At 63.2% G+C, this 22,661-nt stretch carries 19 protein-coding genes and 3 pseudogenes; 7 read left to right on the forward strand and 15 right to left on the reverse strand.

Annotated elements, in window-relative coordinates; translation table 11 throughout:
• A pseudogene (locus tag ACLMAL_RS37300) lies at positions 1-204 on the forward strand (endonuclease/exonuclease/phosphatase family protein); the annotation flags it as partial.
• A gap of 190 nt (positions 205-394) precedes the next feature.
• A complete protein-coding gene (locus tag ACLMAL_RS37305; RefSeq protein WP_412003369.1) occupies positions 395-1,072 on the forward strand; it encodes a transcriptional regulator in 678 nt (225 codons plus the stop codon).
• Between the two features lie 142 nt (positions 1,073-1,214).
• On the opposite strand, the gene ACLMAL_RS37310 is transcribed toward ACLMAL_RS37305, so the two are convergent.
• On the reverse strand, positions 1,215-1,370 hold the full coding sequence (locus ACLMAL_RS37310; protein WP_412003370.1) for a hypothetical protein: 156 nt from the start codon (positions 1,368-1,370) through the stop codon (positions 1,215-1,217).
• A gap of 291 nt (positions 1,371-1,661) precedes the next feature.
• Between ACLMAL_RS37310 and ACLMAL_RS37315 the strand changes: the two genes are divergently transcribed.
• The 3 genes and pseudogenes from ACLMAL_RS37315 to ACLMAL_RS37325 all read left to right on the forward strand — a co-directional run.
• Positions 1,662-2,117: an ATP-binding protein gene (locus ACLMAL_RS37315; RefSeq protein ID WP_412003371.1), complete on the forward strand. Its 456-nt coding sequence runs from the start codon at positions 1,662-1,664 to the stop codon at positions 2,115-2,117.
• 100 nt (positions 2,118-2,217) lie between these two features.
• Positions 2,218-2,346, forward strand: a complete 129-nt coding sequence (locus ACLMAL_RS37320) for a hypothetical protein (RefSeq protein WP_379064364.1) — start codon at positions 2,218-2,220, stop codon at positions 2,344-2,346.
• A 188-nt stretch (positions 2,347-2,534) separates the two neighbouring features.
• Positions 2,535-2,740: pseudogene (locus ACLMAL_RS37325) on the forward strand (transposase); the annotation flags it as partial.
• Positions 2,741-3,277: 537 nt separating this feature from the next.
• On the opposite strand, the pseudogene ACLMAL_RS37330 reads toward ACLMAL_RS37325, so the two are convergent.
• Positions 3,278-3,588 (reverse strand): annotated as a pseudogene (locus tag ACLMAL_RS37330) (transposase); the annotation flags it as partial.
• A gap of 97 nt (positions 3,589-3,685) precedes the next feature.
• Here ACLMAL_RS37330 and ACLMAL_RS37335 point away from each other — a divergent pair.
• Positions 3,686-4,483, forward strand: a complete 798-nt coding sequence (locus tag ACLMAL_RS37335) for an IclR family transcriptional regulator (RefSeq protein ID WP_412003372.1) — start codon at positions 3,686-3,688, stop codon at positions 4,481-4,483.
• Positions 4,480-5,244 (forward strand): IclR family transcriptional regulator, encoded by a 765-nt coding sequence (locus ACLMAL_RS37340; RefSeq protein WP_412003373.1) that lies wholly within the window; start codon positions 4,480-4,482, stop codon positions 5,242-5,244. Before ACLMAL_RS37335 ends, ACLMAL_RS37340 begins: the two co-directional genes overlap by 4 nt.
• 459 nt (positions 5,245-5,703) lie before the next feature.
• Here ACLMAL_RS37340 and ACLMAL_RS37345 read toward each other — a convergent pair whose 3' ends face one another.
• The 13 genes from ACLMAL_RS37345 to ACLMAL_RS37405 all read right to left on the reverse strand — a co-directional run bounded on the left by ACLMAL_RS37345 (position 5,704) and on the right by ACLMAL_RS37405 (position 22,491).
• The gene (locus ACLMAL_RS37345; protein ID WP_412003374.1) at positions 5,704-6,720 is read right to left on the reverse strand and encodes a Gfo/Idh/MocA family protein; all 1,017 of its coding nucleotides are present in this window, start codon (positions 6,718-6,720) and stop codon (positions 5,704-5,706) included.
• Positions 6,717-7,376: a bifunctional 4-hydroxy-2-oxoglutarate aldolase/2-dehydro-3-deoxy-phosphogluconate aldolase gene (locus ACLMAL_RS37350; protein WP_412003375.1), complete on the reverse strand. Its 660-nt coding sequence runs from the start codon at positions 7,374-7,376 to the stop codon at positions 6,717-6,719. The genes ACLMAL_RS37345 and ACLMAL_RS37350 overlap by 4 nt, the downstream gene beginning before the upstream one ends.
• Positions 7,373-8,335, reverse strand: coding sequence for a sugar kinase (locus ACLMAL_RS37355; protein WP_412003376.1), 963 nt, complete (start codon positions 8,333-8,335; stop codon positions 7,373-7,375). Before ACLMAL_RS37355 ends, ACLMAL_RS37350 begins: the two co-directional genes overlap by 4 nt.
• Entirely contained in the window at positions 8,332-9,771 is a 1,440-nt protein-coding gene (locus ACLMAL_RS37360; RefSeq protein WP_412003377.1) for a mannitol dehydrogenase family protein, read from the reverse strand. The genes ACLMAL_RS37355 and ACLMAL_RS37360 overlap by 4 nt, the downstream gene beginning before the upstream one ends.
• Positions 9,765-10,973 carry a D-mannonate dehydratase ManD gene (manD, locus tag ACLMAL_RS37365; RefSeq protein ID WP_412003378.1) on the reverse strand — a complete coding sequence of 403 codons (1,209 nt, stop codon included), beginning with the start codon at positions 10,971-10,973 and terminating at the stop codon, positions 9,765-9,767. The genes ACLMAL_RS37360 and manD overlap by 7 nt, the downstream gene beginning before the upstream one ends.
• Positions 10,973-12,871, reverse strand: a complete 1,899-nt coding sequence (locus tag ACLMAL_RS37370; protein WP_412003379.1) for a M24 family metallopeptidase — start codon at positions 12,869-12,871, stop codon at positions 10,973-10,975. Before ACLMAL_RS37370 ends, manD begins: the two co-directional genes overlap by 1 nt.
• A gap of 56 nt (positions 12,872-12,927) precedes the next feature.
• The gene (locus tag ACLMAL_RS37375) at positions 12,928-14,271 is read right to left on the reverse strand and encodes an aspartate aminotransferase family protein (protein WP_412003380.1); all 1,344 of its coding nucleotides are present in this window, start codon (positions 14,269-14,271) and stop codon (positions 12,928-12,930) included.
• A 59-nt stretch (positions 14,272-14,330) separates the two neighbouring features.
• Positions 14,331-15,599 carry a Glu/Leu/Phe/Val family dehydrogenase gene (locus tag ACLMAL_RS37380; RefSeq protein ID WP_412003381.1) on the reverse strand — a complete coding sequence of 423 codons (1,269 nt, stop codon included), beginning with the start codon at positions 15,597-15,599 and terminating at the stop codon, positions 14,331-14,333.
• Positions 15,600-16,214: 615 nt separating this feature from the next.
• The gene (locus tag ACLMAL_RS37385; RefSeq protein ID WP_412003382.1) at positions 16,215-17,189 is read right to left on the reverse strand and encodes an ABC transporter substrate-binding protein; all 975 of its coding nucleotides are present in this window, start codon (positions 17,187-17,189) and stop codon (positions 16,215-16,217) included.
• 11 nt (positions 17,190-17,200) lie between these two features.
• Positions 17,201-18,139 carry an ABC transporter permease gene (locus tag ACLMAL_RS37390; RefSeq protein ID WP_412003383.1) on the reverse strand — a complete coding sequence of 313 codons (939 nt, stop codon included), beginning with the start codon at positions 18,137-18,139 and terminating at the stop codon, positions 17,201-17,203.
• 131 nt (positions 18,140-18,270) lie between these two features.
• Positions 18,271-19,050 (reverse strand): ATP-binding cassette domain-containing protein, encoded by a 780-nt coding sequence (locus ACLMAL_RS37395; protein WP_412003392.1) that lies wholly within the window; start codon positions 19,048-19,050, stop codon positions 18,271-18,273.
• Between the two features lie 430 nt (positions 19,051-19,480).
• Positions 19,481-19,849, reverse strand: coding sequence for a hypothetical protein (locus ACLMAL_RS37400; RefSeq protein ID WP_412003384.1), 369 nt, complete (start codon positions 19,847-19,849; stop codon positions 19,481-19,483).
• Between the two features lie 854 nt (positions 19,850-20,703).
• Positions 20,704-22,491: a thiamine pyrophosphate-binding protein gene (locus ACLMAL_RS37405; protein WP_412003385.1), complete on the reverse strand. Its 1,788-nt coding sequence runs from the start codon at positions 22,489-22,491 to the stop codon at positions 20,704-20,706.
• Positions 22,492-22,661: the final 170 nt, after the last annotated feature.

Consider the following 22,661-nt stretch of genomic DNA (forward strand, 5'->3'; position numbering starts at 1 on the left):
ATCAACGCGGCCTCGGGCCGCCCCGAGGTCATCAGCAACTTTCTCGCCGACGCGAAAGCTGAGATCGCCGACGGGTCTTCGGTCATCATGGGTGGTGACCTGAACGAGCCGTCCCTGCTGGATTGGAACAATTTCCTCGCCTCGCCAGCGCAGTGGGGCAGCGACCACAAAGGAATCTTCGCGACGTACCAACTCACCGAGTGACGGAGAGGATAGGGTTTCGCCTCCGCTGCGAGGTCGTGGCCCGTCAAGTGGTCTATACGCAGACTTCGGAGTGCGCCGACGCGGAAATGCCGTCTGAACTGCGTCTTTACGCTTCCGTGGCGACGTTGCTCATTGCTACTCCTTTCCGAGGTTCTCCTGGCTGGAACAGGGCAGAAATATCAATGTCAGTGTGCAGGTGTTGGATTCGGTGGCGCGTACTCTGCAGTTGGATGCGGCGGAGAAGGCGCATTTGTATCGGTTGGCGGATGTGCCGACGGTGCCGACGGCGCATGCGGGTACTGCTCTGCCGGAGGAGCTTCAGGTGATTTTGGATCATTTGGAGCCGTTGCCGGGGGTGGTGTTGAGTGCGCGGTATGACGTGTTGGCTCATAACGAGGCGTATGAGGCGTTGTGTCCTGGTTTCCTGACCGGTGAACGTAACGTGGCTCGCCGGGTGTTCCTTACTCCGGAGTGTTGCAATACCTATCAACACAATTGGGATGACCTGCGTCGCATGGTCGGCTATTTGCGTGGTGCGTATGCGAAGAATCTGGGTGATCCGTATTGGGAGGAGTTCATCGTCGAGTTGTGTTCGGAGAGCCCGAATTTCAAGGCTTTGTGGGCTCGTAACGATGTCGCTGTCCCGGTGAGTCGTACGAAGCAGGTCCGTAATTTGGCGGTGGGGGAGTTGGAGATGTTTTTGACGAGTATGTCGTTGCCGTCGGTGCCACATGCGTGGATGCAGGTCTATACGCCGACTGATGAGGTGGCGTGGTCGAAGTTGCGGGAGTTGCTTGCGATGTCGGAGCAGGAGCGTCAGCGTCCGTGGGTTGAGCATCGCGAACGGGTTCATGTGGCGGCGGGGTAGGGGAGTGGGGGTGTCGAGGTCTGGGGACGAGTGCTCGGTGGGTTTGCGCGGGCCGGACGGTAAGCGGAGCCGGGATTGTGCACGAGGATTGTCTCGGACCCGGGTCTCGAAGTCTTGGCTTCGTTGATCCAAATGTGTCTGCTCAGTCTTGCTGCGAGCGGTAACCACCGTTCCACCAGCGTCGCAGAAGTGTGTGTTGACGTTCGGTCAGCGGTCCAGCCAACGCTTCCTGTGCTTCTTCGATGTAGGTGAGTTCCTCGGGTGTCCAGCCCTGTGCGCGAGAGCTGTGCTCCGCCATCGTCATCGGCTATTCAGGGCGGCGTAGACGGCAGTTATCGAACGCGCCGGAATCGTCCTTTTTCGGTCCACGGTAAGCGCTGCACAGGCGGCATTTTCCCCGTCGCGGACACGGGAAGTAGTCCACGGTGGAACTATCGGTGAGGAGAGAACTGTTGACTCTGCGCTGGCGTGCAATGATTGTGATCGCACAGGTCATGTTCGTGGCTGTGGGAGCCTTGGCCTTGGGAGTTGCCTCGGCTCCCGCGAGCCGGCTCCCGGCCATACCAGCAGGCCGGCGAACGTACCGGTATTGGTCATCCGGGGTGAACCGGGTGTGGGAAAGACCGCCGTGCTGGATCTGGCCGCTGATACCGCAGCGTCCGATGGCATTCGGGTGTTGCGGGCGGCAGCGCTCGAGTACGAGGCAGAGCTGAAGCTCGGGGCGGTCAATCAGTTGCAGCAACCGCTGTTAAATGGAATCGATGAACTCAATCCCGTGCACCGGCAGGCGCTGAATGTGATCATGGGGTTGGAACCGGGCGCGATGCCATCGCAGCTCGTCGCCGGGGCGGCGACCCTGTCTCTACTGAAAGTGACTGCAGAACAGCGTGTTTCGTTGTTGTTGATGATCGACGATGTGCAGTGGCTCGATCTTTCGAGCACGATGGCGTTGAGTTATGCGGCGCGGCGCTGGATGGGGACCGATATCCGCACGACGAGCAGATACCACCGGTTCAACCGAAGGCCCACTAGTGTCAGACGATAGCGCGGAAGCCGAGGACGCAGCCATGGCAGAAATCATTCGCTCGGCATGATGAATCGCCCCGAAGTGTCGGGCGGCTTCAGTCTCTGTCAAGGATGGAGTCGTGCCGTCGAAGAAGAGGTACCCGGTCGAGTTGCGTGATCGGGCCGTGCGGATGTTCGTCGAGGTCCGTGAGCAGCACGAGTCCGCCTCGGCTTTCTTCGCAGCCGAGATCGACCGGCCCAGTCGCTGATCGTTCGGTTTATCACCGAGCATCAGGGCCGCCGCGAAAGCTGCGGCCCTGATGGTGTCGAGTTGATCTGCACCGCGCATCTTCGGGCGCCCTGCCCGATCCCACTGCCGCTCTTTCGGTGCACCCATCGCAACTCCTCAGTGCTGAGTTGCTGCGACAATCAGTTGAATCCGCCCTTGTGTTCTGTCAATCCGCACAGTCCCTGGCAGCGCGGAACAAATGAAAGGACGAATGGACTGCTGCGCCAATAATTTTCGAAGGGAACTGATCTGAGCAGGTACAACGCCGCCGTCTTCGCTGGCGCCGCCTACGCCCTCAACGCCAGGCCGCGAAGTACCCTCGGCTGGCGACCCCCGCCGAAGCGCTGAGCGATCACTTACGCTCATTTCAATGAGCGAACCAGTAGCGAGAAATCGTGTACAGCGATTCAAAATAGCGAGCCCGACGAATGTTTCTGCAAAACCTGATCCCGAATTAACAGCAAGTCATGTCCACTGTGGCCCGAGCTGCTGAGTGCTACGTTCCAAGGGAAGTCAGCGGTTTCGCGGGCTCGACTTCCCATCGGATCTCGTATAGGTCGCTGCCCAGTGCCGTTCGGACCGAAGCGAGTAGTGCCTCACGGTTTTGCGGCGATTCCAGCCGGTGCATTAGCGGTGCATGTTGATGAGTGAGGACGATGGTCTGTCCTTCCAGTCGGAATTAGCCACACACCCGGGTATGGTGTGGCCTGCGTCGGCACCGGCGGCTCGATACCGAGCATCTCGGAAAGATCCCGCTCGGAAAGGAGCTCACGCCCGGAATGCATCCGGAATTTCGGGAAAGGCATACCGTGGGCGCGCACGGCGTTCGAGTACGCCGAGGTACTCGAACGCCTCCTGGGTGCGCGGCGACAGGCCCTTGCCGCGTGAGCCCGGGAACAGGCCCCCGCCGGGCGGGTTTGGGCGGCCTCGATCAGCTTCGATGCCATGGCGAGTCCGGCCGCGCGGGAACCCGGCCCGTTGGTGATCTTCGTCCTCAAACGTACTGTGGCGAAAGTGGATTCGATCGGGTTCGTGGTGCGCAGGTGGATCCAGTGTTCGGCTGGATACTTGAAGAACTCCAGCAGCACGTCGGTGTTGTCGACGATCTTGGCGACCGCTTTCGGGTATTTCGTGCCGTAGTCGATCTCGAACGCCCGATCGCCACCTGAGCCTTGTCGATATCCTCGGTCGTGTAAGTGTCCTTCATCGCCGCCAACGCACCGTGGGTGCGCCAGCATCCACGATGGACGACAGCCAGGATTTGATTGCATCGTTTTGAAATGTGGACCCGGTGTGGAACCTTGGCTATGGTTGAGTCCATGACCGCCAACGATCGGGCTTTCGATTTGCTCAGGGCAGTCGTCGCGGCGCCTTCACCGCAGGGGTTGGGGGAGTTGGTGGTGTCGTCGGGTTTGACGAAGCCTACGGTGCGCCGTCTTCTGGTCGCCTTGGATCGGTTGGGGTTCGTCCGCCAGGACGCTAAGCGGCGGTACGTGGCGGGCGCTGGGATATTGGATCTGGCTGCTGCGGCACTCGAGCGGATCGATCTGGCCGGCGAGGCCCAGGAAGTGCTGGCCGGGTTGCGGACGACGATGGCTGGCACGGTTGCGCTTTCGGAGTATGTAGACGGCCGCCTCGTCGTTGTGTCGACGTTGGCTCCCAATGGTCCGTACAAGGTGGCCGGGCGTGGTGTGACGAACACCGGTCTGCATGCGACCGCGACGGGGAAGGCAGTCCTGGCGTTCCTGCCCGCTGCCGATACTGTGTGGCTGCTCGGGAACAATCCTCTCGAGCGCTACACCGAGCACACCCTGGCCGATATCACCGCCTTACGCGGGCAGCTTCGGGAGATCGCCGGTCTGGGATTTGCAATCAACGATCAGGAGTCCAGAGCGGGAGTGCGCTGTATCGCTGCGCCGGTGCGAAACCACTTGGCTCGCCCGGTCGCGGTGGTCTCGGTATCGGTTGCTGCGGCGCAAGTTTCTGTTGCCGCGCTGTGCAAACACAGTGCTCAGCTCATGGAGGCTGCTGATGCGATCAGCGACGGTATCGGTGGGCCTCGGCTCGGGAACTGTGTAGCCGGTGGCAGTGAATCCGGGGAGTCCGATCAGCGATGACGACGGTTGACAAGACGTTCGACATTCTCGAGCACTTGGCGAACGGTGGCCCTAGGCTGGCGTTGGCTCAGTTGCATGAGATGACTGCCATTCCCAAGCCGACGCTGTATCGCATGCTGCGCACGATGGTCGATCACGGTTTGGTCCGCCATGACGGTTCCGGCCGGTACAGCGTTGGGCGCGGCGTGTTCAGACTGGCAGGCGAGGTGTATCGGCAGGTGTCTGTTCCGGCAGCGGCACGACAGGTGATGGTCGATCTCCAGACGGTTGCCCCGGAGACGGTGCATATCTCCGCTTTCCGCTACGGGCAACTCGTCTACGTCGAAAAGCTCGAGGCGCTCCACCCGTACCAGATGGCCTCGCGTGTAGGAAAGCTCCAGGCTCTGCATTCGTCGGCCATCGGCAAGGCCGTCCTCGCGCAGTTGCCCGCAGAACAGGCGGATGCCCTACTCGCGGATCATCGGCTGGAGGCGTTTACCTCGACGACAATCGTGGATCGGTCGCAGTTGGCTGCCGCGCTGCCGGAGATTCGCGCACAGGGCTATGCGATGGATGATGAGGAAGATGAGGACGGATTGCGGGCGATCGGAGTTGCATTCCGCGACGGCGCCGATCACCCGATCGGCGGGATCAGTATCGTTGCGCCCTCTTTCCAGATGAGTGTGGAGCAAGCACACACATACGCACCGGCGGTGAAAGAAGCCGCCATGCGCCTAGAGGAGATCCTCGCCGAGTCACCTTCCGAGCCATCCTGGCCCTGATCTCGCAGCCATCAACAAGGGCGTAAGCGACCGGACTCCGTCGGCCCCGGTCGCGGCCAGAGTTCCTCGCCGCGGACTGCGGCCTGAAACCGTCGTCCCACGCTCGCCCGGTAGGCGTCAAGCGTGGGAATTGATTGTGTCGGAACGCTTGTCGGGTGTTGTCCGGACTGCGCACCCCGGGGCGATGATCAGGGCATCCATGACCGTTCACACCGAAGCCGTTTGAGCACTGGCGTGACTTGGTCATCGATGGTGACTCTTGCGATGTGCTGTTTGTGCGCCGCTTGTGCGAACGCTTCGGCGGCGCATTGCTCGGCTTGGTAGTGCAACACTGCGTCGCCCAGCTCGATGGTCAGGTGGCACTACATCACAAACACGACCGCTTGCCCTGAAGGAGCCCCTGTTCGCGTTGCCGCTCGAGGCATCCTGATCCTGCGGCCGTCATGAGTGACGGCGAGATCATCGCGAGTGTTGTACGTTTTCGCGTCTTCCTGTTCGTGCCGATCGCAGTGCTGCGAGGGCGAACGCGACCGACCAGACGCCGTCGGCGCCGGTCGCGGCGGGTGTTCCTTCGCCGCGGACTGCGGCCTGGAACCGGCGCACGCCGACGGTATAGAGATCTTCACGTTCTCCGAGGTCGACCGGGGTGTGGTCGCGGCCGCGGACATGGGTCAGGGTGCCGACCGGTGACATTGACTGGATTCCGGTGCCCAGCAGGGCGCCGTCGGTGCCGAGGATGTCCAGGCGGGTGGCAGTGTGCCCGGTGACGAAGCTCTCCAGGAAGCCGACGTGTGTGCCGCGACCGAACTCGGCTGTGCCCGTGATGGTTTCGTCGATTCCGGGTTGTGTCATCAGGCCGGAGCTGGTGTAGGCCTGCACTGTGGTCGGGTCGTCGTCGAGGACGAACCGAAGACTGTCTACGTCGTGCACGGTGATGTCGAGCGCGACGCCGGCGCCGGCGTCGGGATCGGTTGTGCGCCACCGTTGCGCTGCTGCAGGCAGTTGCACGGCATGCTGGACAATGGCCGCGACCGGGGTTCCGATGTCTCCGGCGGCGATGGCGCGGCGCATGAGTTCGTGGGGCACGGAGTTGCGCATGTGGTGGTTGGTCGCGAAGACGACTCCTGCGCGGGCGGCGGCGTCGACCAGGCCCTGCGCGTGGGCGACACTCAACGCAAGGGGCTTCTCACACAGCACGTGCTTGCCGGCGTTGATGGCTGCGAGCGCGTGCTCGTAGTGTCTGGAGTTGATGCTGGAGACGTAGGCGACGTCAATGGCGGGGTCGTCGAGGGCCTTTGCGAGATCGTCGTAGCCGCGTGCATCCCAGCCGTCGGCGAGAGCTTGGGCGCGAGCGCGGTCACCGCTGACGACGCTGGCGACGATAGCGTCGGGTTGGGCGGCGATGGCGGGGGCGATGGATGTGGCGGCGAAGTCGCTGGCCCCGACCAGGCACCAGCGCAGTGAAGGAGCGCTCATGATTGTGGATCCTCTTCTTTGTTGGCTGCTGATCTGGTAAATGGAGTGAGAGCCACCCTGGTGGCAGCCAAGGTCACGATGTGGAGGTCGCGTCGGTCGGTGAGTCCGTGCCCCAGCCAGCTACCGCCGCACGCGATCACATTGGACAGACGCAGATACTGTGGAGCTGTTTCCAGGTCGATGCCGCCGGTCGGGACGAACCGCATGAGCGGATACACCTGCGCCATCGCCGCCAGAAACGGCGCTCCGCCGGCGAATTCGGCGGGGAAGAACTTGACCGCTGTTATCCCCGCACGCCACGCCCTCATTACTTCGCTGCTCGTGGCGACGCCGGGAAGGTAGGCGATGTCGAGTTGTGCGGCTTCGGCAACGAGGTCCGGGTCGTATCCGGGGCTCACAGCGAATGCGGCGCCGGCGGCGACCACGTCGGCGAGCTGACTGGGCGTCAACACCGTGCCCGCCCCCACGGACACCCGCGGGTGGCCGGCAGCCCGCGCGAGTACTTCGAGCGATCTGGGCGTTCGAAGAACGACCTCGATGGCTTTGATTCCCGCGTCGGCGAAGTCGTCGAGACGGGACTCGAGCGCTAGAGGGTCGTCACCGACCAGGATGGGAATGACTGGAAGCCCCCCGTCCACCATGGCGCCGATACTCATAGCCGAACCTTGCAGCCCGGCATTGGAGGAAGGTGGTGCGGTTCGATGATCGCGCCAGGGTGTGCCACGACAGCCGCCGCAACCTCGACACCGGCGCGCGCCGCCTCGACCGCGGTCGCACCGCATATTTTGCGATACAGGTACCCGGCGTTGAACGAGTCACCGGCGGCTGTGGTGTCGAGGGCCGCGACCGTAACGGCGGGGATGTGGGTGCGGTCGCCTCCATCGGCGACGTACACGCCCCTGTGGCCGAGCTTGACAGCGATCTCCCCGATCCCGAGGTCCTGGAGCCGGTCTACGGTTGCGTGCTCATCTTTATCGCCGAAGAGTTCCTGCTCGTCCTCGCAGGTGGGGAGTGCGAGGTCGGTGCGGCGCAGGACTTCGGTGACGACGTTGCGAGCTTCAGCTGTACCCGACCACAGAACGGGTCGGTAGTTGGTGTCGAAGACCACCTTTCCGCCGCGGGCGCGCAGCGAGTCGAGCCGTCGATACAGCACCGCCCGCGCTGCCTCGGTCAGGATCGCGACAGAAATACCTGACAAGTACACCCAGTCGGCGCCGTCGATTGCTTCCTCGGCGTCGGGGGTGGCGTCGGTGAAAAGCTGCCGCGCCGCCGATTGGCCCCGGTAGTAGACGAAGGACCGTTCGCCGTGGTCGTCGACCTCGATCAGATACATCCCGGCGGTCTTTCCCGTTATGCGACTGACGGATTCGGTTCCGACGTGATGGTGGTTGAGCCAGTCGAGCATCTCACCGCTGTAGCGGTCCTCGCCTACTGCGGTGAGATAGTGGGTACGGACGCTCGAGCCTGCCGCGCCGTAGTGAGCGAGGTAGATCGCGACGTTCGCAGAGTCCCCGCCGAAGCTCAGCGCCATCGGCCTCGGGTCCTGTGCACCGTGTCGCCCGCGCAGTTCGACCATGCATTCTCCGATGCATAGCAGATCCAGGGGTGTATTCATGGCAAGTCCGTCGCAGTCTGCTCGATGACGCTGCGCCGGAATTCGTTGTCCCAGAGCAGATCTGGTGCGGTCAGCTTCAGTAGTTGTATTGCGAAGCCGGCGCTGTCGGCGCTCTCGGCAATGGCGATCAGTCGTGGGGCGAGCGGATCGCGCAGCCTGTCGGGACGTTGATCAGCGCAACGAAGGATCCAGTGTGCCCAGCTGGCCCAGACCCTGGCGATGTGTCGGGCAGGTCGTCCCTCGGCCCGCAACGCTTGGGCTGTGGGTGCCAGGCGTTGAGGCAGCTTCTGGGTGCCGTCGGCGGCGAGCTTGTCCAGTGAGTAGCTGACGCTGGGGTTGGCGAAACGCTTCAGCACCGATTGCGCATACGCCGCGACATCGGTGTCGACCGGCGGGAGCATCGGCAGGACTTCCTCTGCCAGCAAGACCGAGATGAACTCCGCGATCGCGGGATCGGCGATCGCAGCTCGGACGTCATGGTGGCCGGCCAGCAGCCCGAGGTACGCCAAGGCCGTGTGGGCGCCGTTGAGAACGCGAAGTTTGAGATCCTCGAACGGTTCGACATTGTCGACGAAGCGGGCGCCGGCCATGTCCCATGCGGGGTGTGGGCCTGCGAAATCGTCCTGGATGATCCATTGCAGATATGGTTCGGTCAAAACAGCAGCGCGGTCGTGGATTCCGGTGAGCTGGTTGACACGATCCGCTATCGCCTGGTCGGGGTCGGGAACGATCCGGTCGACCACCGTGGAGGGGAAGGTCACGTTGTCGGCTAGCCAACGGGACAACCCCTTTTGCCGGTACCCGGGGTGGGCTTCGGCGAATCCGGTCACCAGCCGCCGGAGCAACGATCCGTTGCCGCGCAGGTTATCGCAGGACAGGATGGTGATCGGTCCGCCACGGTTGCGTGCGCGTTCCGCCAGCGCCGACGTGAGCAGTCCGATGACAGATTCGCGCGGAGATCCGGACGCAAGGTCGGCAGCGACAGCGGGGTGGTCGAAGTCGAGCTCGCCATCTGTAGTTGTCGGGTATGCCTTCTCGGTGACGGTCAGGGTCACGATGCTGGTGGTCGCGGCCGCGACCTCTTCCCGGAATCGATTCGCGTCGGTTCCCGCGCATCGGGCCGCCCGGATCGCCCCTAGGACCCGCACCTCGGCGCTGTCGGGGTCACTGGTGAGGACACTGAACAGACCGTCCTGAACGGTGAGTCGGGCCGGGAGCGCGGTGTTTCGCCAGGTGTAAGCGCTGATTCCCCATCGCGTATCAGCGCGGAGCGCGGTATCGGTGCACAGCGCTTGATGTGCCCGGTGAAATCCGCCGAGCCCGAGGTGGACCTGCCCGACCGTCACGTCGCTCAGGTCGTAGCGAGGCACGTCGGCGCGCGTGGACAGCTCTGGCAGGGTGTGGCGGGACAGCCGTATGCCGGTGCGGCTCACCATGGGTGAACCGTGCCGTCTTCGAGCCGGTTGACCGGGAGATACGCGCTCACGTACGGGAAGTTCTCGGCGAGAGTCTCGTCGATGTCGACACCCAGACCCGGTGCTGTCCCGGCGTGGAGGTAGCCGTCGGCGAAGTGGTAGCTGTGTGGGAATACGGTGTCGGTTTCGGGGGTGTGGCGCATGTATTCCTGGATCCCGAAGTTCGGGATCGTCAGGTCGACCTGGAGCGCGGCCGCCATAGCGACCGGGGAGAGGTCGGTGGCACCGTGGAATCCGGTCTTGACACCGTAGACCTCGGCGAATGCTGCGATTTTGCGTGCTCCGGTGATGCCACCGGCCCTAGCTGGCGGGGTTCGGATGTAGTCGATGAGTTGTTCACTGATCAGCGTCGAGCAGTCGTGCACACTGTTGAAAACCTCACCGACGGCCAGGGGAGTAGTGGTGTGGTTGCGCACATGCCGGAATGACTCCTGATGCTCGGCGGGTGTGACGTCTTCGAGCCAGAACAGCCGGGCGTCTTCGAGGCGCTGTCCGAGCCATGCCGCCTGGTTGGGTGTCATGCGGTGATGGCCGTCGTGCAGCAGGTGGACGTCTGGTCCGACCGTGTCGCGGAGCTGGTTGAACAGGTCGGGGACGACGTTGAGATATTTCTCGGTGGACCAGGTTTCTTCGCTGGGCCAGCCCTTGGCCGCGGGCTCGTAGAACAGGTCGCCGCGGCCGACACCGTAGACGCCGGTGAGCCCGGGCACACCGGTCTGGGCGCGCACCGCGCGATAGCCCATGCCGAGGTAATTCTGGACTGCGGCGATGGTGTCGGGAATGTCGCTGCCATTGGCGTGTCCGTAGACGAGGACACCGTCGCGGCAGGCCCCGCCCAGCAGCTCGTGGACCGGCGCGCCCAAGCTTTTGCCTTTGATGTCCCACAATGCCATGTCGACCGCGGAGATCGCCGACATGGTGACGGGCCCGCGCCGCCAGTAGGCACCGTGGTAGAGGTACTGCCAGATGTCCTCGATACGCCGCGGATCGCGGCCGATCAGCAGCGGCGCGATGTGCTCGCTCAGGTAGCTGGCGACCGCCAGTTCACGTCCGTTGAGTGTGCCGTCTCCGAGACCGGTGATGCCTGAATCGGTGGTCAGCTTCAGAGTGACGAAGTTGCGGCCGGGTGAGGTGATGATGACTTTTGCATCGACGATCTTCATTATCGCTCCACATTCAGGGCGTGCGGGATGGTCTGCAGGGACGCTGCGCCGAGGGAGGAGGACACGACGAGGTTGTCCTCGTTACGCACGCCACCGACGCCGGGAAGGTAGACACCCGGTTCGATGGCGATGACGTTGCCCTCTTCGAGCACATGGTCGCTGCCGGGTTTGAGGAGCGGAAACTGTTCGTGGAATGCGATACCGACGCCATGTCCGGTCTGGTGTGGGTAAGCCTCAGCGAGTCCGGCCGCGTCGATCACCTCGCGGGCGGCGGCGTCGACCTGAGCGCCGGTGGCACCCGGTACGGCGGCGCGGGCTGCGGCCTGGAACGCGGCCTCGGCGGTCTGATGGAGCAGGCGCTGCTGGTCGGTCGGCTCACCGATGACGAATACCCGGGACAGATCCTGCCAGTAACCGTCGGCGACGACGGCGAGTTCCATCAGCACGTGCTCGCCGGTACGCATCCGTCGGGTGGAGGAGAATTCGTAATCCAGGTGGCATTGCGAGGTTTGCGGGCCGCTCATGACGAAGGCGTAGCCGCGAACCCGGCTGGCGCCTTGATATCCGACGCCGAAAGTTTCGATTGCGCGTTCGACCTCGGTGGCGACATCGATGTCGCGTGCGCCGTCGATCAGCCCGTCGCGGAAGGTACGCAGGCCGACGTCGGCGATGGCTGCGCTGCGGCGCAGCGCTCGAAGCTCCGCAGGGGTCTTGGCTGCGCGGGATCGGCACAGTGCCTGGTCGAAGAACACGACTTCAGCGTCCAATGCCGAGGCGACGACCGGGCGGATGATCTCGTGACGTCCGGAAACCTCATGGGCCATGTGCGGAGGAACCTGAGCCCGGAACGGGCCCTCGACACCCACCCGCCGACCCACCGCCGACCCGCCGCGAGCAAGCCGCCGCAGAAGCCGATCGACCGTCGTGGCGAACGGGGGATCGGTGATCCGTCCGGCCTGGTACATGTGCAGGTTGTGCCAGCCTGAACGCGCGGCCCAGAACTCCTCTCCGGCCGGCACCAGCAGGTGGGGATCGCCGGTGCGCGGGACGATAGCCACGCAGGTGCCGTTCATCGGCCAGTAGCCGCTGATGGAGAGCACATTCTCGGAGCTGAGCAGCACCGCGGCATCGAGGTTGTTCTCTGCCAGGGTCTGCTGCAACTGTGCGACACGTGCAGTGTCGTGGGTGACGTTGCCGCCGAGGGATTCCAGCAGCTGCGGCAGCGCGGCGTCGGCAGGCAGCGCGACGACATCGGCGTATCCGTAGGACTGCAGATCGGCGAGGAATCCGGAAACGACTGCCGCGGGGAATTCTTCGGCCATGTCGCCGAGGCGGACATGCCCGAGCCGCCCCACCAAGCTCGCGGTGGCGCGGTCGCTGTCCTCGCCAGCAGCGGCGAAGGCGGTGAGGTCGGCCTCGGCGCTGACGTTGAGGCGGTTGACCGACGCCAGAACATCCCGTAGATCCGCGGTGTCGGCGATGACCGACGTCGCTTCTGCGGGGCGTCCGACTCGCACCACGAGCGACAACCCGGGCTCCTCGCAACGCTCAGCGAGTTCGCGAAGCATGGCATCGAACCATCGCCGCACCTGCTCGCGCGTGTCGTTCGGGTCGGCGGCGGCGGTCAAGGTCACTCGGCGGCAGGACGCCGCCGAGGCGAAGGCGACCAGGCGATCGAATTCGCCGCGCGGATCGTCTGCTGTGGTCACCGCACCTAAATCGATGGTGGTGACACTGATTCCGCGAGCGCGGGCGGCGAGCAGCTCGGCTTCGGCGCTGCGCGTCACCGCCCGCCACCCGACCTCGATGGCATCGAGCTCATGGGACTCGGCCAGCTTGATCAGGTGGGTGATGTCGGTGCCCGCTGAAGCACTCAGGGCAAAACGGGTGAATCCCATGGTTGGCAACTCCTCTGTACCTCCGAATTGATGGATGGCGTGGTGGGACCAGATGGTCAGGTGGTCCGAAGCCCCGCGAAGACTTTCTCCAGGAGTCCGAGTGCCTCATCGATGTCGGCTTCGGTGTGCGCCGAGGTGATTCCGTAGTGCATCGGTGCGGCCTTGGTGCCGAAGTCGTGGAAGTGCAGACCGTTCTGGGCGCACCGGGTGAGGAATCGGTTGTTGAGTGCGGCGTCGAATTGGGTCGCGGTGCGGTAGTCGGTCGCGATCTGATCGAAACCGAAGTACAGACCGAATCGCGCGCCCAAGCCCTGTAGGTGCCCGCTAACGCCGGAGTCGGCGAAGAGTTGGTCGAAGCCCTGGTAGAGCCTGTCGGCCAGGGTATTCAACCGGGTGTAGAAGCCGGGTGCCGACATCTGCTCGAGTGCGGCCAGTGCTGCGAGGACCGAGCAGAGCTGACCGGTGTAGGTGCCACTGACCACGGTTTTGCCGACCGGGTTGAGCACCGACATCACCTCTTCGGTGCCGGTGACCGCAGCCAGCGGCCAGCCACCTGCGAGTGCTTTGGCCCAGGTCGCCAGATCTGGAGTGACGTCGTAGTACTCAGCGGCTCCGCCCAAACCCATGCGGAATCCCGAGAGCACCTCGTCGAAGATGAGAACAATGCCGCGTCGGTGAGTCTCTTCGCGCAGCTGGCGCAACCAATCGGGGTCGGACTTCACACAGCCCAGGTTGTAGGAGACCGGCTCCAAGATGACCGCTGCTATCTCGCCGTCGAATCGATCCAGGGCGGTGCGCAGGGCCTCGATGTCATTGAACGGCACGGTCACGATGAGGTCGTCGAGGGCGCCGGGGATGCCGGCGCTGTCGGCGAAGGGCGGGACCACGGCTTCGTACGGCCGTTCGGGGGTGTGTGCGTTGTAGAAGACGTAGTCGTGCATGCCGTGGAAGTGGCCGTCGAACTTGAGAATCTTCTCCCGACCGGTCGCCGCGCGAGCGATGCGGACAGCCGCCATCGTGGCTTCAGTGCCGGTATTGGTGAAACGTACCTTCTGCGCTCCGGGCAGAATCTCTATCAACCGTTCGGCCAACGCGACGTGATACTCGGTCTCCTGGGTGCAGATGGTGCCCATCCGAAGACCTTGCTGAACGGCGGCGTTGATCGCCGGATTGTTGAAGCCCAGCAGGCTCGCGCCGTTGGACGAACTGAAGTCGATGAACTCGTTGCCGTCGACATCGCGAACACGACAGCCGTCGGCCGACTCGAAGTAGTAGGGGCGCCCGAGAACCGGATTGAAGCGTCCCGCGGCAGTAACGCCGCCGATGGTGGGTGCGAGGGCACGCTCGAAAAGTGCCTGCGACTTCGGAGCGTGAATTAATGACTTCACTCGGTCGGTCACGGTATTCCTCCTGAAACGTTGTGGGTTCCTGCCATGGCGATGGGGTAACGGCTCACCCATCAGGCGCGGGCGATTGCTTCGGCTCGAGCGGCTGGTGCGGGGGTAAGGGCCCGTGCCGCGATGTCGAGTCGCTGAAGGGCGCGACCGAATGCGGCGGTGCGCAGATTGACGTTGCGGCGTTCTGCGGCGTCCGCGACCGCAACGGCGGCCGCGGTCATCCTGGAGGTGAGTTCGGAGGTGACTCGCTCGAGACTCCAGGCTTCACCGGTCCGCCCGCTGACCCATTCGAAGTAACTGACTGTGACCCCTCCCGCGTTGGCCAGGACATCAGGGATGACCGTGATGTTGCGGTTAGTGAGTTCGAGTTCGGCAGTGGGGGTGACGGGGCCGTTGGCTAGTTCGAGGATCACGCTGGCTCGTACGTCGGCGGCGTTGCTGTCATCGATGAGGTTCTCCAGCGATGCGGGGATCAGGACATCGACATCGAGTTCGAGGAGATCTTCCTGGCCGATATCGCGAGCGCCGTCGATGCCGTCCAGACGGCCGGTAGCGTTCTTGACTCGCAGTACGTCGGCAACGTCGAGGCCCGCGCTGTTGTACACAGCGTTGCGTGAATCCGCCACGGCCACCACGAGATAACCGGCTTCGTCGAGAAGTCGGGCCGCCGTGGCGCCGGCGTTGCCGAATCCATGAATGGCAACCCTCGGCCGAGTCGGCAGCGAGAGGCGCTCTCGCATGGTTTCGAGGACGATGACGCCACCGGCCGCGGTGGCGGTGTCACGGCCGGGGATGCCTCGGAGATGAATCGGCTTGCCGGTGACCACTGCGGGAATGGAACGGCCTCGGCTGCGGCCGTACTCGTCGGCGATCCACGCCATGGTCATCGGGTCGGTGTTGACGTCGGGGGCCGGGATGTCTCGATCCGGTCCGATCGCCTCGCCGAGTTCACGGGTGAAGCTGCGGGTCAGGCGTTCACGCTCGGACGTCGAGAGTTGATGCGGGTCGACGGTGATTCCTCCCTTACCCCCGCCGAAGGGCAAATCGAGCAGCGCGCACTTGATCGTCATCCAAAAGCTGAGCGCCTCGACTTCGTCGAGGGTCACGCTGGGGTGGAATCGCAGACCACCTTTGGTCGGCCCCAGCAGATCGTTGTACCGAACCCTGTGCCCTCGGTAGATGCTCAGACTGCCGTCGTCGCGTCGCACAGGGATACTCACACTCACTGTGGTCCGCGGACGACGCAGGATCTCGAGAAGTTCTGCGCCGATGTCGAATTCGGTGGCGGCCTTCGATAAAACACTCTGCGCTTGCTCGAGCAGCGATTGCACGATGTCACTCCGATGAGTTGATGGTTGACCAGTTTGGGCACTGTCAAGAACCTGACGGGACTTGTGGCGGCAGTCGATTCGGCACGGGCAACGCCGGGAATCAGGCGTGAACATTTCTCCCGATATGCCCCGCAGGAACCTGCGGGCCCTGACCGTCAGGTGGCTTGTGCGGCTTCTATCCGGTTGTGTCCGAACCGGATTCACCGCGACGACGACTGAGACCCTTGCATGAGGGCGGCACTGAACCGCCCCAGGCTTCAAGGTCCATAATATGAAATTGCTCTATCAATTGTATAAACTCTAGCAGTGCCGCGGGTGTCCCGTAAACCCCATTGGCGTCCGAATAGTCCGAGAACCCAGCCGGGCAACTGTCCGCCGTCCCGCTTTCAGCACGCGGTATCCCGCGGATTCTTCACTCGAATTTCGTGCGCGGAGGCTCCTGCACATTCACACCGAAGAAGCTCTTCTGCGTGCAGTTGTCGCGAATGCGATGACAAAAGTCGGCGCGGTATCTAATTAGCCAAGTACTGGCGATACCTGACGGCAGGGAATCGTCGTGTCAGATTTGACGTCGAGTCATCCCTGCCTGCACCTCGGGCGCTGGGTTGTGGAGAATCAGCAGTCGGTCTTGTAGACGAAATTCTGCGCCTCCGGCGATTCCAGATTCTTCACGTCGATAACCATCACCGGGGTCAGTGAAGACTTCGGAACCTCTTTTCCGGCAACTGCGTCTACGACATATTGGACGCCGTCTCGCCCGATCTGATACGGGCTCTGGGCGACGAGCGCGGCCACCGAGCCTTGCTTGAGCTGTTCGATCTGCTGAGGGCCGGCATCGAATCCGATCAATTTCACCCTATTGGCCACGCCAGCGTTTCTGAGTGAGGTGGCCGCTCCCTGTGTCGAGGGACTGTTTACCGAGAAGATGCCCGTGATGCCGGGTTCCGCGGTGAGGGCGGCCGACACGACCGAGGCGGCAATTGTCGCGTCTTCTTTCGTGTACTGCACACCGGTGAACTCCAAGCCCGGATAGTTCGTCAGTGCCTTCTTCAGTTCGGCGACCCGCTCGTCATTGGTGCTGATCCCAGGCGCCGAGCTCAGGGCCAGTATCTTTCCCTTTCCGCCGAGAATTTCATTGAATTTCGCTGCGGCCGCTTTGCCGGCTGCCTGGTTATCGGTCGTAAGGTGTGCGGTGCTCACCGTCGTGTCCTCGAGAGCCGTATCCACCTCGACGACTTTCGCGCCGCTGGAGATCAGGTTCTTGATGGGCGGGCGCATGGCGACCGCATCCGTCGGAGCGATGAGGACGCCGTCGGGGCGCTTCGCGGTGACGGCGTTGACGACCGGGGTCTGCAGGCTGGCGTCGAACTGATCGGGTGCCGTCACGTCGAGGCGGACGCCGAGCTGTGCGGCGGCTTCTTGTGCCCCGCACGCCATCGCGGTGTAAAAGGGGTTTCCTTTGACTCCTTGGATGAGCGTCACATGCGTGACGCCCGGATCGCCCGATCCTGATGAGCAACCAGTCACTGCGATGGCGAAGGCGGCGGACATCAGGGCTGCGGCGCGGGCGCTTCGATGGAATGTGGTCATGGGTTTCTCTCCTACTTTGATGTGCGCGCGCGGCGCTTGATGTCGAAATACACGGCGACGATCAGAACCACTCCGACCGCCACGGTTTGCCAGAACGGCTGAACCCCGGACACGACGAATCCGTTTTGCAGGACTGCCGGGATGAATACACCGATAACGGTGCCGACGATGGTTCCCACACCACCGAAGGGACTGGTGCCGCCGATGACGACACCGGCTATCGCGTTCAAGTTGTCAGTGGTATGCCCGGCGATAGTTGTCGTCGCGAACCGCGCCACGTTCAAGAATCCTGCGAGTCCGCCAAGAGCACCTGTCAGGGCGTACACCTTCAGCAGGTGCGCACGCACGTCGATGCCCGAGCGCCGAGACGCCTCGATGTTGGAACCGATGGCAAAGGTGTAACGACCGAACCGTGTGTAGGACAGAACAAGTCCGGCGATCGTCACCACTACCGCCGCCACGATGACGATCCACGGTATGCCCGCCACGGTGCCGTTTCCGAGGGTGTCGTTGAGTACGGTGGGCACCTCTCGAACATCGACGCCATTGGTCAGCAGTTGTGCGCAGCCGAGCGCCATACCCAGCGTTCCCAGGGTCGCGATCAGCGGGGGGACCTTGCCGAAGGAGATGATTGCGCCGTTGACCAGCCCCCAGATCAGCCCCCCGGCAACGGCAACGATGAAGCCGGCGATGATGGCCGACAGTCCCGCGTTGCTGCCTCCCATGGCCAACATGACCTTGGCGCTCACGACGCTTGCGAAGATCAAGACTGATCCGACCGAGAGGTCGATTCCCGCGGTGATCATCACGAAGGTTTGGCCACAGGCGAGGATCAGCAGGCTCGCGGCGTCCAATGCGATGTTGCGGGCATTGGCCGGGCTGGCAAAGCTGTCCGGCCTTACCAGCGAGAACATGATGATGATGGCGATGAGCGCGGTCAGGATCCACACCGTGTTGGCCGACCTCAGCGCGGTCAAGGAATAGGCAACGCGGGTCCCGATGGCGCCTCGGCGTTGTTCGTGTGTGACGGTTGCGGGTTCGCGGCTGTCTGAGCGGTCCACCGTCGACTGCTGATCAGTTGTCATCGGGTCTCTTTCTTACTGGGTTCGCCGTCGACGGCGCCTGTCATTGCGCCGACCAACATTTCTGTCGTCGCCCCCGCTGCGGCGTAGGTCGCGACGTTTCGCCCGAGCCGCAGAACGTGGATTCGGTCGGCCACCGCGAGGACGTCGGGCATGCTGTGGCTGATGAGCACAACGCCCAATCCCTGGTCTCGGATGCGACGTAACAGATCGAGTACACGGGTGGTCTGAACGACCCCGAGTGCCGCGGTCGGCTCGTCGAAGAACACGACCTTGCGGCCCCACAGCGATGCCCTCGCAGCGGCCACGCTCTGGCGTTGTCCGCCAGAGAGAGCCGAAACCGGAGCAGCGCTGTCTTTCAGCGTGACGCCGAGACGCTGTAACTCCTCCTCGGCGCTGTGGCGCATTGCTCTTTTGTCCAATACCCCCAGACGCCCGAGCAGGCCGCCTCGAAGGATCTCTTTTCCGAGGTACAAACACGCCGCGGGATCCAGGTCCAACGGCAAGGCGAGGTCTTGGTACACCGTACAGACGCCATTGCTTTGGGCCGACTGCGGCGAATCGAAGGACACCCCTTGCCCGTCGATGCGGATATCGCCGGAGTCGGGGGAGTGCACACCCGAGAGAACCTTGATCAGAGTGCTTTTGCCAGCGCCGTTGTCGCCGATCAGCGCGACGATCTCACCAGGCCGAACATCGAAATCGACTCCGCGAAGAGCCTCGACGTGCCCGAAGCGTTTGACAATGGAACGCGCCTCCAGGGCTGCGTGTGATGACATGGAACCGTCCGTTGGCTTGGTCCGATATTTGAAATGCAAGTCTCGGAATTGAGTGTGACGCGCAGCACTCATGTGGGTCAAGAGTTGTCGAAGAATTCGGTAGCAACGTTTTACATAGTGGACTTTGATGGGTCCGTCGAGGCTGCGGCGCTGGCCACCATCGCGCGAGCCCAATGGTTGTTCCAGCCCGTCGGCGCTGGAGTTCGATCGAGAGTGCCCGTGCCCGCAGGCGTGCACGTCGGGTCGTCCTGCCAGCGGCGAGGGTTCGCGGATCCGTTCGAACCACGCGGCACACCGCGCTGCGGAGAGGAGTGTGCAGCCATTCGAGGGCGCGCTGAGCGGAGGCGCTCCAGGTCGGCAAGAAACGCTGGATATGCAGACGAGACCGCGGTGACACGCAAGGTTGTGCGCGGGAGTTCGCATTCGACATTCATCGGTGCCGTGGCGCAGGAGCGTCGGTGCCCACGAAGCGCTGCCTGAGATCAGCATCGCAGTCGCTTTCCTCGAGGATCTGCCACAGCGTCTCCATGAAGCGGGATTTCGACATCCCGAATTTGATGAATGTTTCATCGTGCGGCACGCCGCCGAAGGGTGCCCATATCTGTGCGAACTCGAGCATGTGCTGTTGCTCTACGCGGTTCTTATCCAGCGGCGCAGGGCGTATCCGGCGTTGCAGTTTGCGGTGGCGCTGTGCCCGATAACGTTGGATCTGCGCCTCCACAGTCATTTGGTCCGGCGCGGTCGATGAGGCTGCTTGTTCGGATTTCTCCCGAGGAGGCTTTGCGGCGTGGTTGGTCATTTGAGAAACTTCGTTTTCGAATGGATAACGGGACCAGCCGTGCGGGCGCTCGAAGCGCAGGCCCAGCCTCGGCACGACCTCCGGTCAAAAGTGGTGGTCGTTGGTCAGGAAAGTCGACAGGATTCGCGGTGGAATCAATGTGCCGAGAGGGTCTGGACGCACCTGCGCTCCGCTTGGTAGGTGCGGAGCGGTGGGAGATCGGATGGGTTGATCGGTATCAGTAGACACCGCACATGATCGATCGAGACCTTCGATGAGTACTTCCGAGGCTAATTCGGATGTGTCGTCGACGGTTTCGGAGGCGTCGAGATTATGGACGGCCACAGTGTTCCCTTCTTTGTGATTGCCGGGGCGTCGAGGCTGCGTCGTTGCGACCTGTCCGGAAGGCTGCGTCGTTGCAGCGGTCCGGACAATTCGGCGTCCTAGGTGCACTCGTCGTCGAGTGGCGCTAGTCACAGTCTGTTACGCGGATGCGCGGGGAGTAATAGGCAAGGTGAGCAGGCCGAGCGACGCCTCATGCATATGTTGCGCAGAGGGGTATCTGTCGAAGCTCTTCACTCGAATTGATGCGGCACCGGGTAACTGCCGTGCGCCGACTGAGAACATGACCTAGTAAGACAGATCCCGTGATCCCTCGACTCGGGAAACCGGACGACCATCGCCCATCGTCGTCGCGATAGACGGCGCGCGGAGAAGTAGTTTCCGACGACTGGGTCTCTGTAGCGAATGGTGTCGGCCGCAAGGAATCTTCACGATGAATACTGACCGCGCGGCCGTCGACGAAGAGTGGTGTCATCGAACACGCGGTCTGTCACTGCACAACGGTTGTGCAGTGACAGACCGGCTGGGGCAGGTCAGAGGTGCTGTTCGTTCGCGCGGTTCTGGCGGTATTCGTCGCGGCGTTCGTCCGTGATGCGGGCGATCGGGGGGAAGTCCATCCAACCCGCGACGAAGGGGCTGGCGAGGTCGCGGTCGGTCGGGATCTCGACAACCGCCGGCGCGTGGGAGTCGAAGGCGTTCTTCAGCGTGGATTCGAGGTCGGCCGGCGAGTCGACGCGGAAGGATTCCAGGCCGAACGACTTTCCCAGGTCCTTGAAGCTCGGGCTGTAGGCCGACCCGTCGGGCCGGTTGAACTCGGTGCCGATGTGCCGGTCGGTGGCGTTCTTCTGGCCGCCGCGGATGGAAATGTAGCCAGAGTTGTCCTGCACGAGGAAGACCACGGGGATGTCGTGCTGAACGGCGATGCCGATCTCTTGTGCGGTCATCAAGAAGTCACCGTCGCCGACGATGCAGGCGACCTGGCGGTCGGGGGCGGCGAGTTTGGCACCCAGCGCCGCCGGTACCGGCCACCCCATGGAGGAGAACCCGCCGGTCGTGAGGTGGGTGCGCGGCTCGTAGACAGGGAAGGTCTGCTTGACCGCACCCTGGGTGTTGCCGGATCCGACGAGGACAATTCCGTTGCGGTCCATCACCTTCCGCAGCGCACCCAGCGGTCGCTGCAACGTGAAGGGAAACCGGTCGGTGTCTCGTCGGGTAGAAAGTTGCTCTTCCCAGTGCGCTTTGCGCTCTGCAACCTCGGCCAGATACGTCTGCCGGTCGGGCGCCGTCGCCGGCAGCGAGTCCACAATCGCGGCGATCGTGGGCTTGGCGTCGGCGACGATGCCGACATCGGCGGGATAGTTCTTACCGATCTCGTGCGGATCTATGTCGATGTGAATCAACTTGGCGGGCGGGAAGGAAAACGACTTGCCTTGGGAGTAGCTCGAGGCCGACCAATCGGTGAATCGACAGCCGACGGCCACGACGACATCGGCGTTGGCCGCCAGGTAGTTGCCGTGGATCGTTCCGGTCTGCCCGACGCTGCCGATGAACAGGTCGTGATCTTCTGGGAAAGCGCTCTTGCCGTTCCAGGTGGTGACCACAGGAATGCTCCATGCTTCGGCGAGAGCGCGCACCTCGTCGGTTGCTTCCGCGCTGATCACGCCGCCACCGACCACGATGACAGGTCGCCGGGCGCCGGCCAACAGGCCCACCGCACGGTCTATTGCCTCGGGGTCGGGATATTGCCTGCCCACCGGCAAGCGCCGCTCGAGATCGTGCAGTGAGACTTCGGCTTCTTCGGCCTGCAGGTCGTAGGGGATCTCGATGTGAGCAGGACCCCGGCGCCCAGTGAGCATCGTATTGAACGCGCGATGCAGAATGAAGGGCAGCTCGTCGATCCTGTTGGCGACCCAGCTGCGTTTGGATACCGCTTCGGCGACGCGGGGGAATCCATTGTCGGTGTGGCGGTCGAGTTCCTGCAGCACTCCGTGCCCACGCATGTAGGTAGGAGGCCCGCCGGTGATGACCAGCACGCTGGTGGAGTCGCTGTAGGCCGTGGCCAGTCCGAGCACGGTGTTGGAGGCGCCGGCACCGATCGAGGTGACCGCGACCATCGGTTTCCCCGAGACCCGGTAGTAGCCGTCGGCCAAATGCACGGCGCTCTGCTCATGATAGGTCTGAATGAAAGGAATCCTGGACTCCTCGTCGAGGAATGCATCGGTCAAGCCCCAGATGCCGTGGCCGGGGATACCGGCCACATACGGAACCCCGTATTGCTTTAGTACTCGGGCGACTACTTGCCCACCGGTGAGCTTAGGCATTGGTGAGATTCCTTTCGAACGACGCATCTGCCGGTTGATCTGTCAGGACTGGGCATCGGGGGCCTGGCAAGGGCGCTGGAGGCCCTCGAGTTGGCCTGACTCGTAAGTGTGCGCAGGATATAACGACCGCCGCTAGGATCAAGTTGTGCATGACGAACAAGTTCTGATGC

It is taken from the genome of Nocardia sp. CWNU-33 (assembly GCF_046764895.1).
Lineage (GTDB): Bacteria > Actinomycetota > Actinomycetes > Mycobacteriales > Mycobacteriaceae > Nocardia.

Bases quoted from the DNA above. Each gene is read 5' to 3' on its own strand.
- ACLMAL_RS37310 (WP_412003370.1), bottom strand. From the start codon at position 1,370: ATGGCGGAGCACAGCTCTCGCGCACAGGGCTGGACACCCGAGGAACTC.
- ACLMAL_RS37335 (WP_412003372.1), top strand. From the start codon at position 3,686: ATGACCGCCAACGATCGGGCTTTCGATTTGCTCAGGGCAGTCGTCGCG.
- ACLMAL_RS37340 (WP_412003373.1), top strand. From the start codon at position 4,480: ATGACGACGGTTGACAAGACGTTCGACATTCTCGAGCACTTGGCGAAC.
- ACLMAL_RS37345 (WP_412003374.1), bottom strand. From the start codon at position 6,720: ATGAGCGCTCCTTCACTGCGCTGGTGCCTGGTCGGGGCCAGCGACTTC.
- ACLMAL_RS37350 (WP_412003375.1), bottom strand. From the start codon at position 7,376: ATGAGTATCGGCGCCATGGTGGACGGGGGGCTTCCAGTCATTCCCATC.
- ACLMAL_RS37355 (WP_412003376.1), bottom strand. From the start codon at position 8,335: ATGAATACACCCCTGGATCTGCTATGCATCGGAGAATGCATGGTCGAA.
- ACLMAL_RS37360 (WP_412003377.1), bottom strand. From the start codon at position 9,771: ATGGTGAGCCGCACCGGCATACGGCTGTCCCGCCACACCCTGCCAGAG.
- manD (WP_412003378.1), bottom strand. From the start codon at position 10,973: ATGAAGATCGTCGATGCAAAAGTCATCATCACCTCACCCGGCCGCAAC.
- ACLMAL_RS37370 (WP_412003379.1), bottom strand. From the start codon at position 12,871: ATGGGATTCACCCGTTTTGCCCTGAGTGCTTCAGCGGGCACCGACATC.
- ACLMAL_RS37385 (WP_412003382.1), bottom strand. From the start codon at position 17,189: ATGACCACATTCCATCGAAGCGCCCGCGCCGCAGCCCTGATGTCCGCC.
- ACLMAL_RS37395 (WP_412003392.1), bottom strand. From the start codon at position 19,050: ATGTCATCACACGCAGCCCTGGAGGCGCGTTCCATTGTCAAACGCTTC.
- ACLMAL_RS37400 (WP_412003384.1), bottom strand. From the start codon at position 19,849: ATGACCAACCACGCCGCAAAGCCTCCTCGGGAGAAATCCGAACAAGCA.
- ACLMAL_RS37405 (WP_412003385.1), bottom strand. From the start codon at position 22,491: ATGCCTAAGCTCACCGGTGGGCAAGTAGTCGCCCGAGTACTAAAGCAA.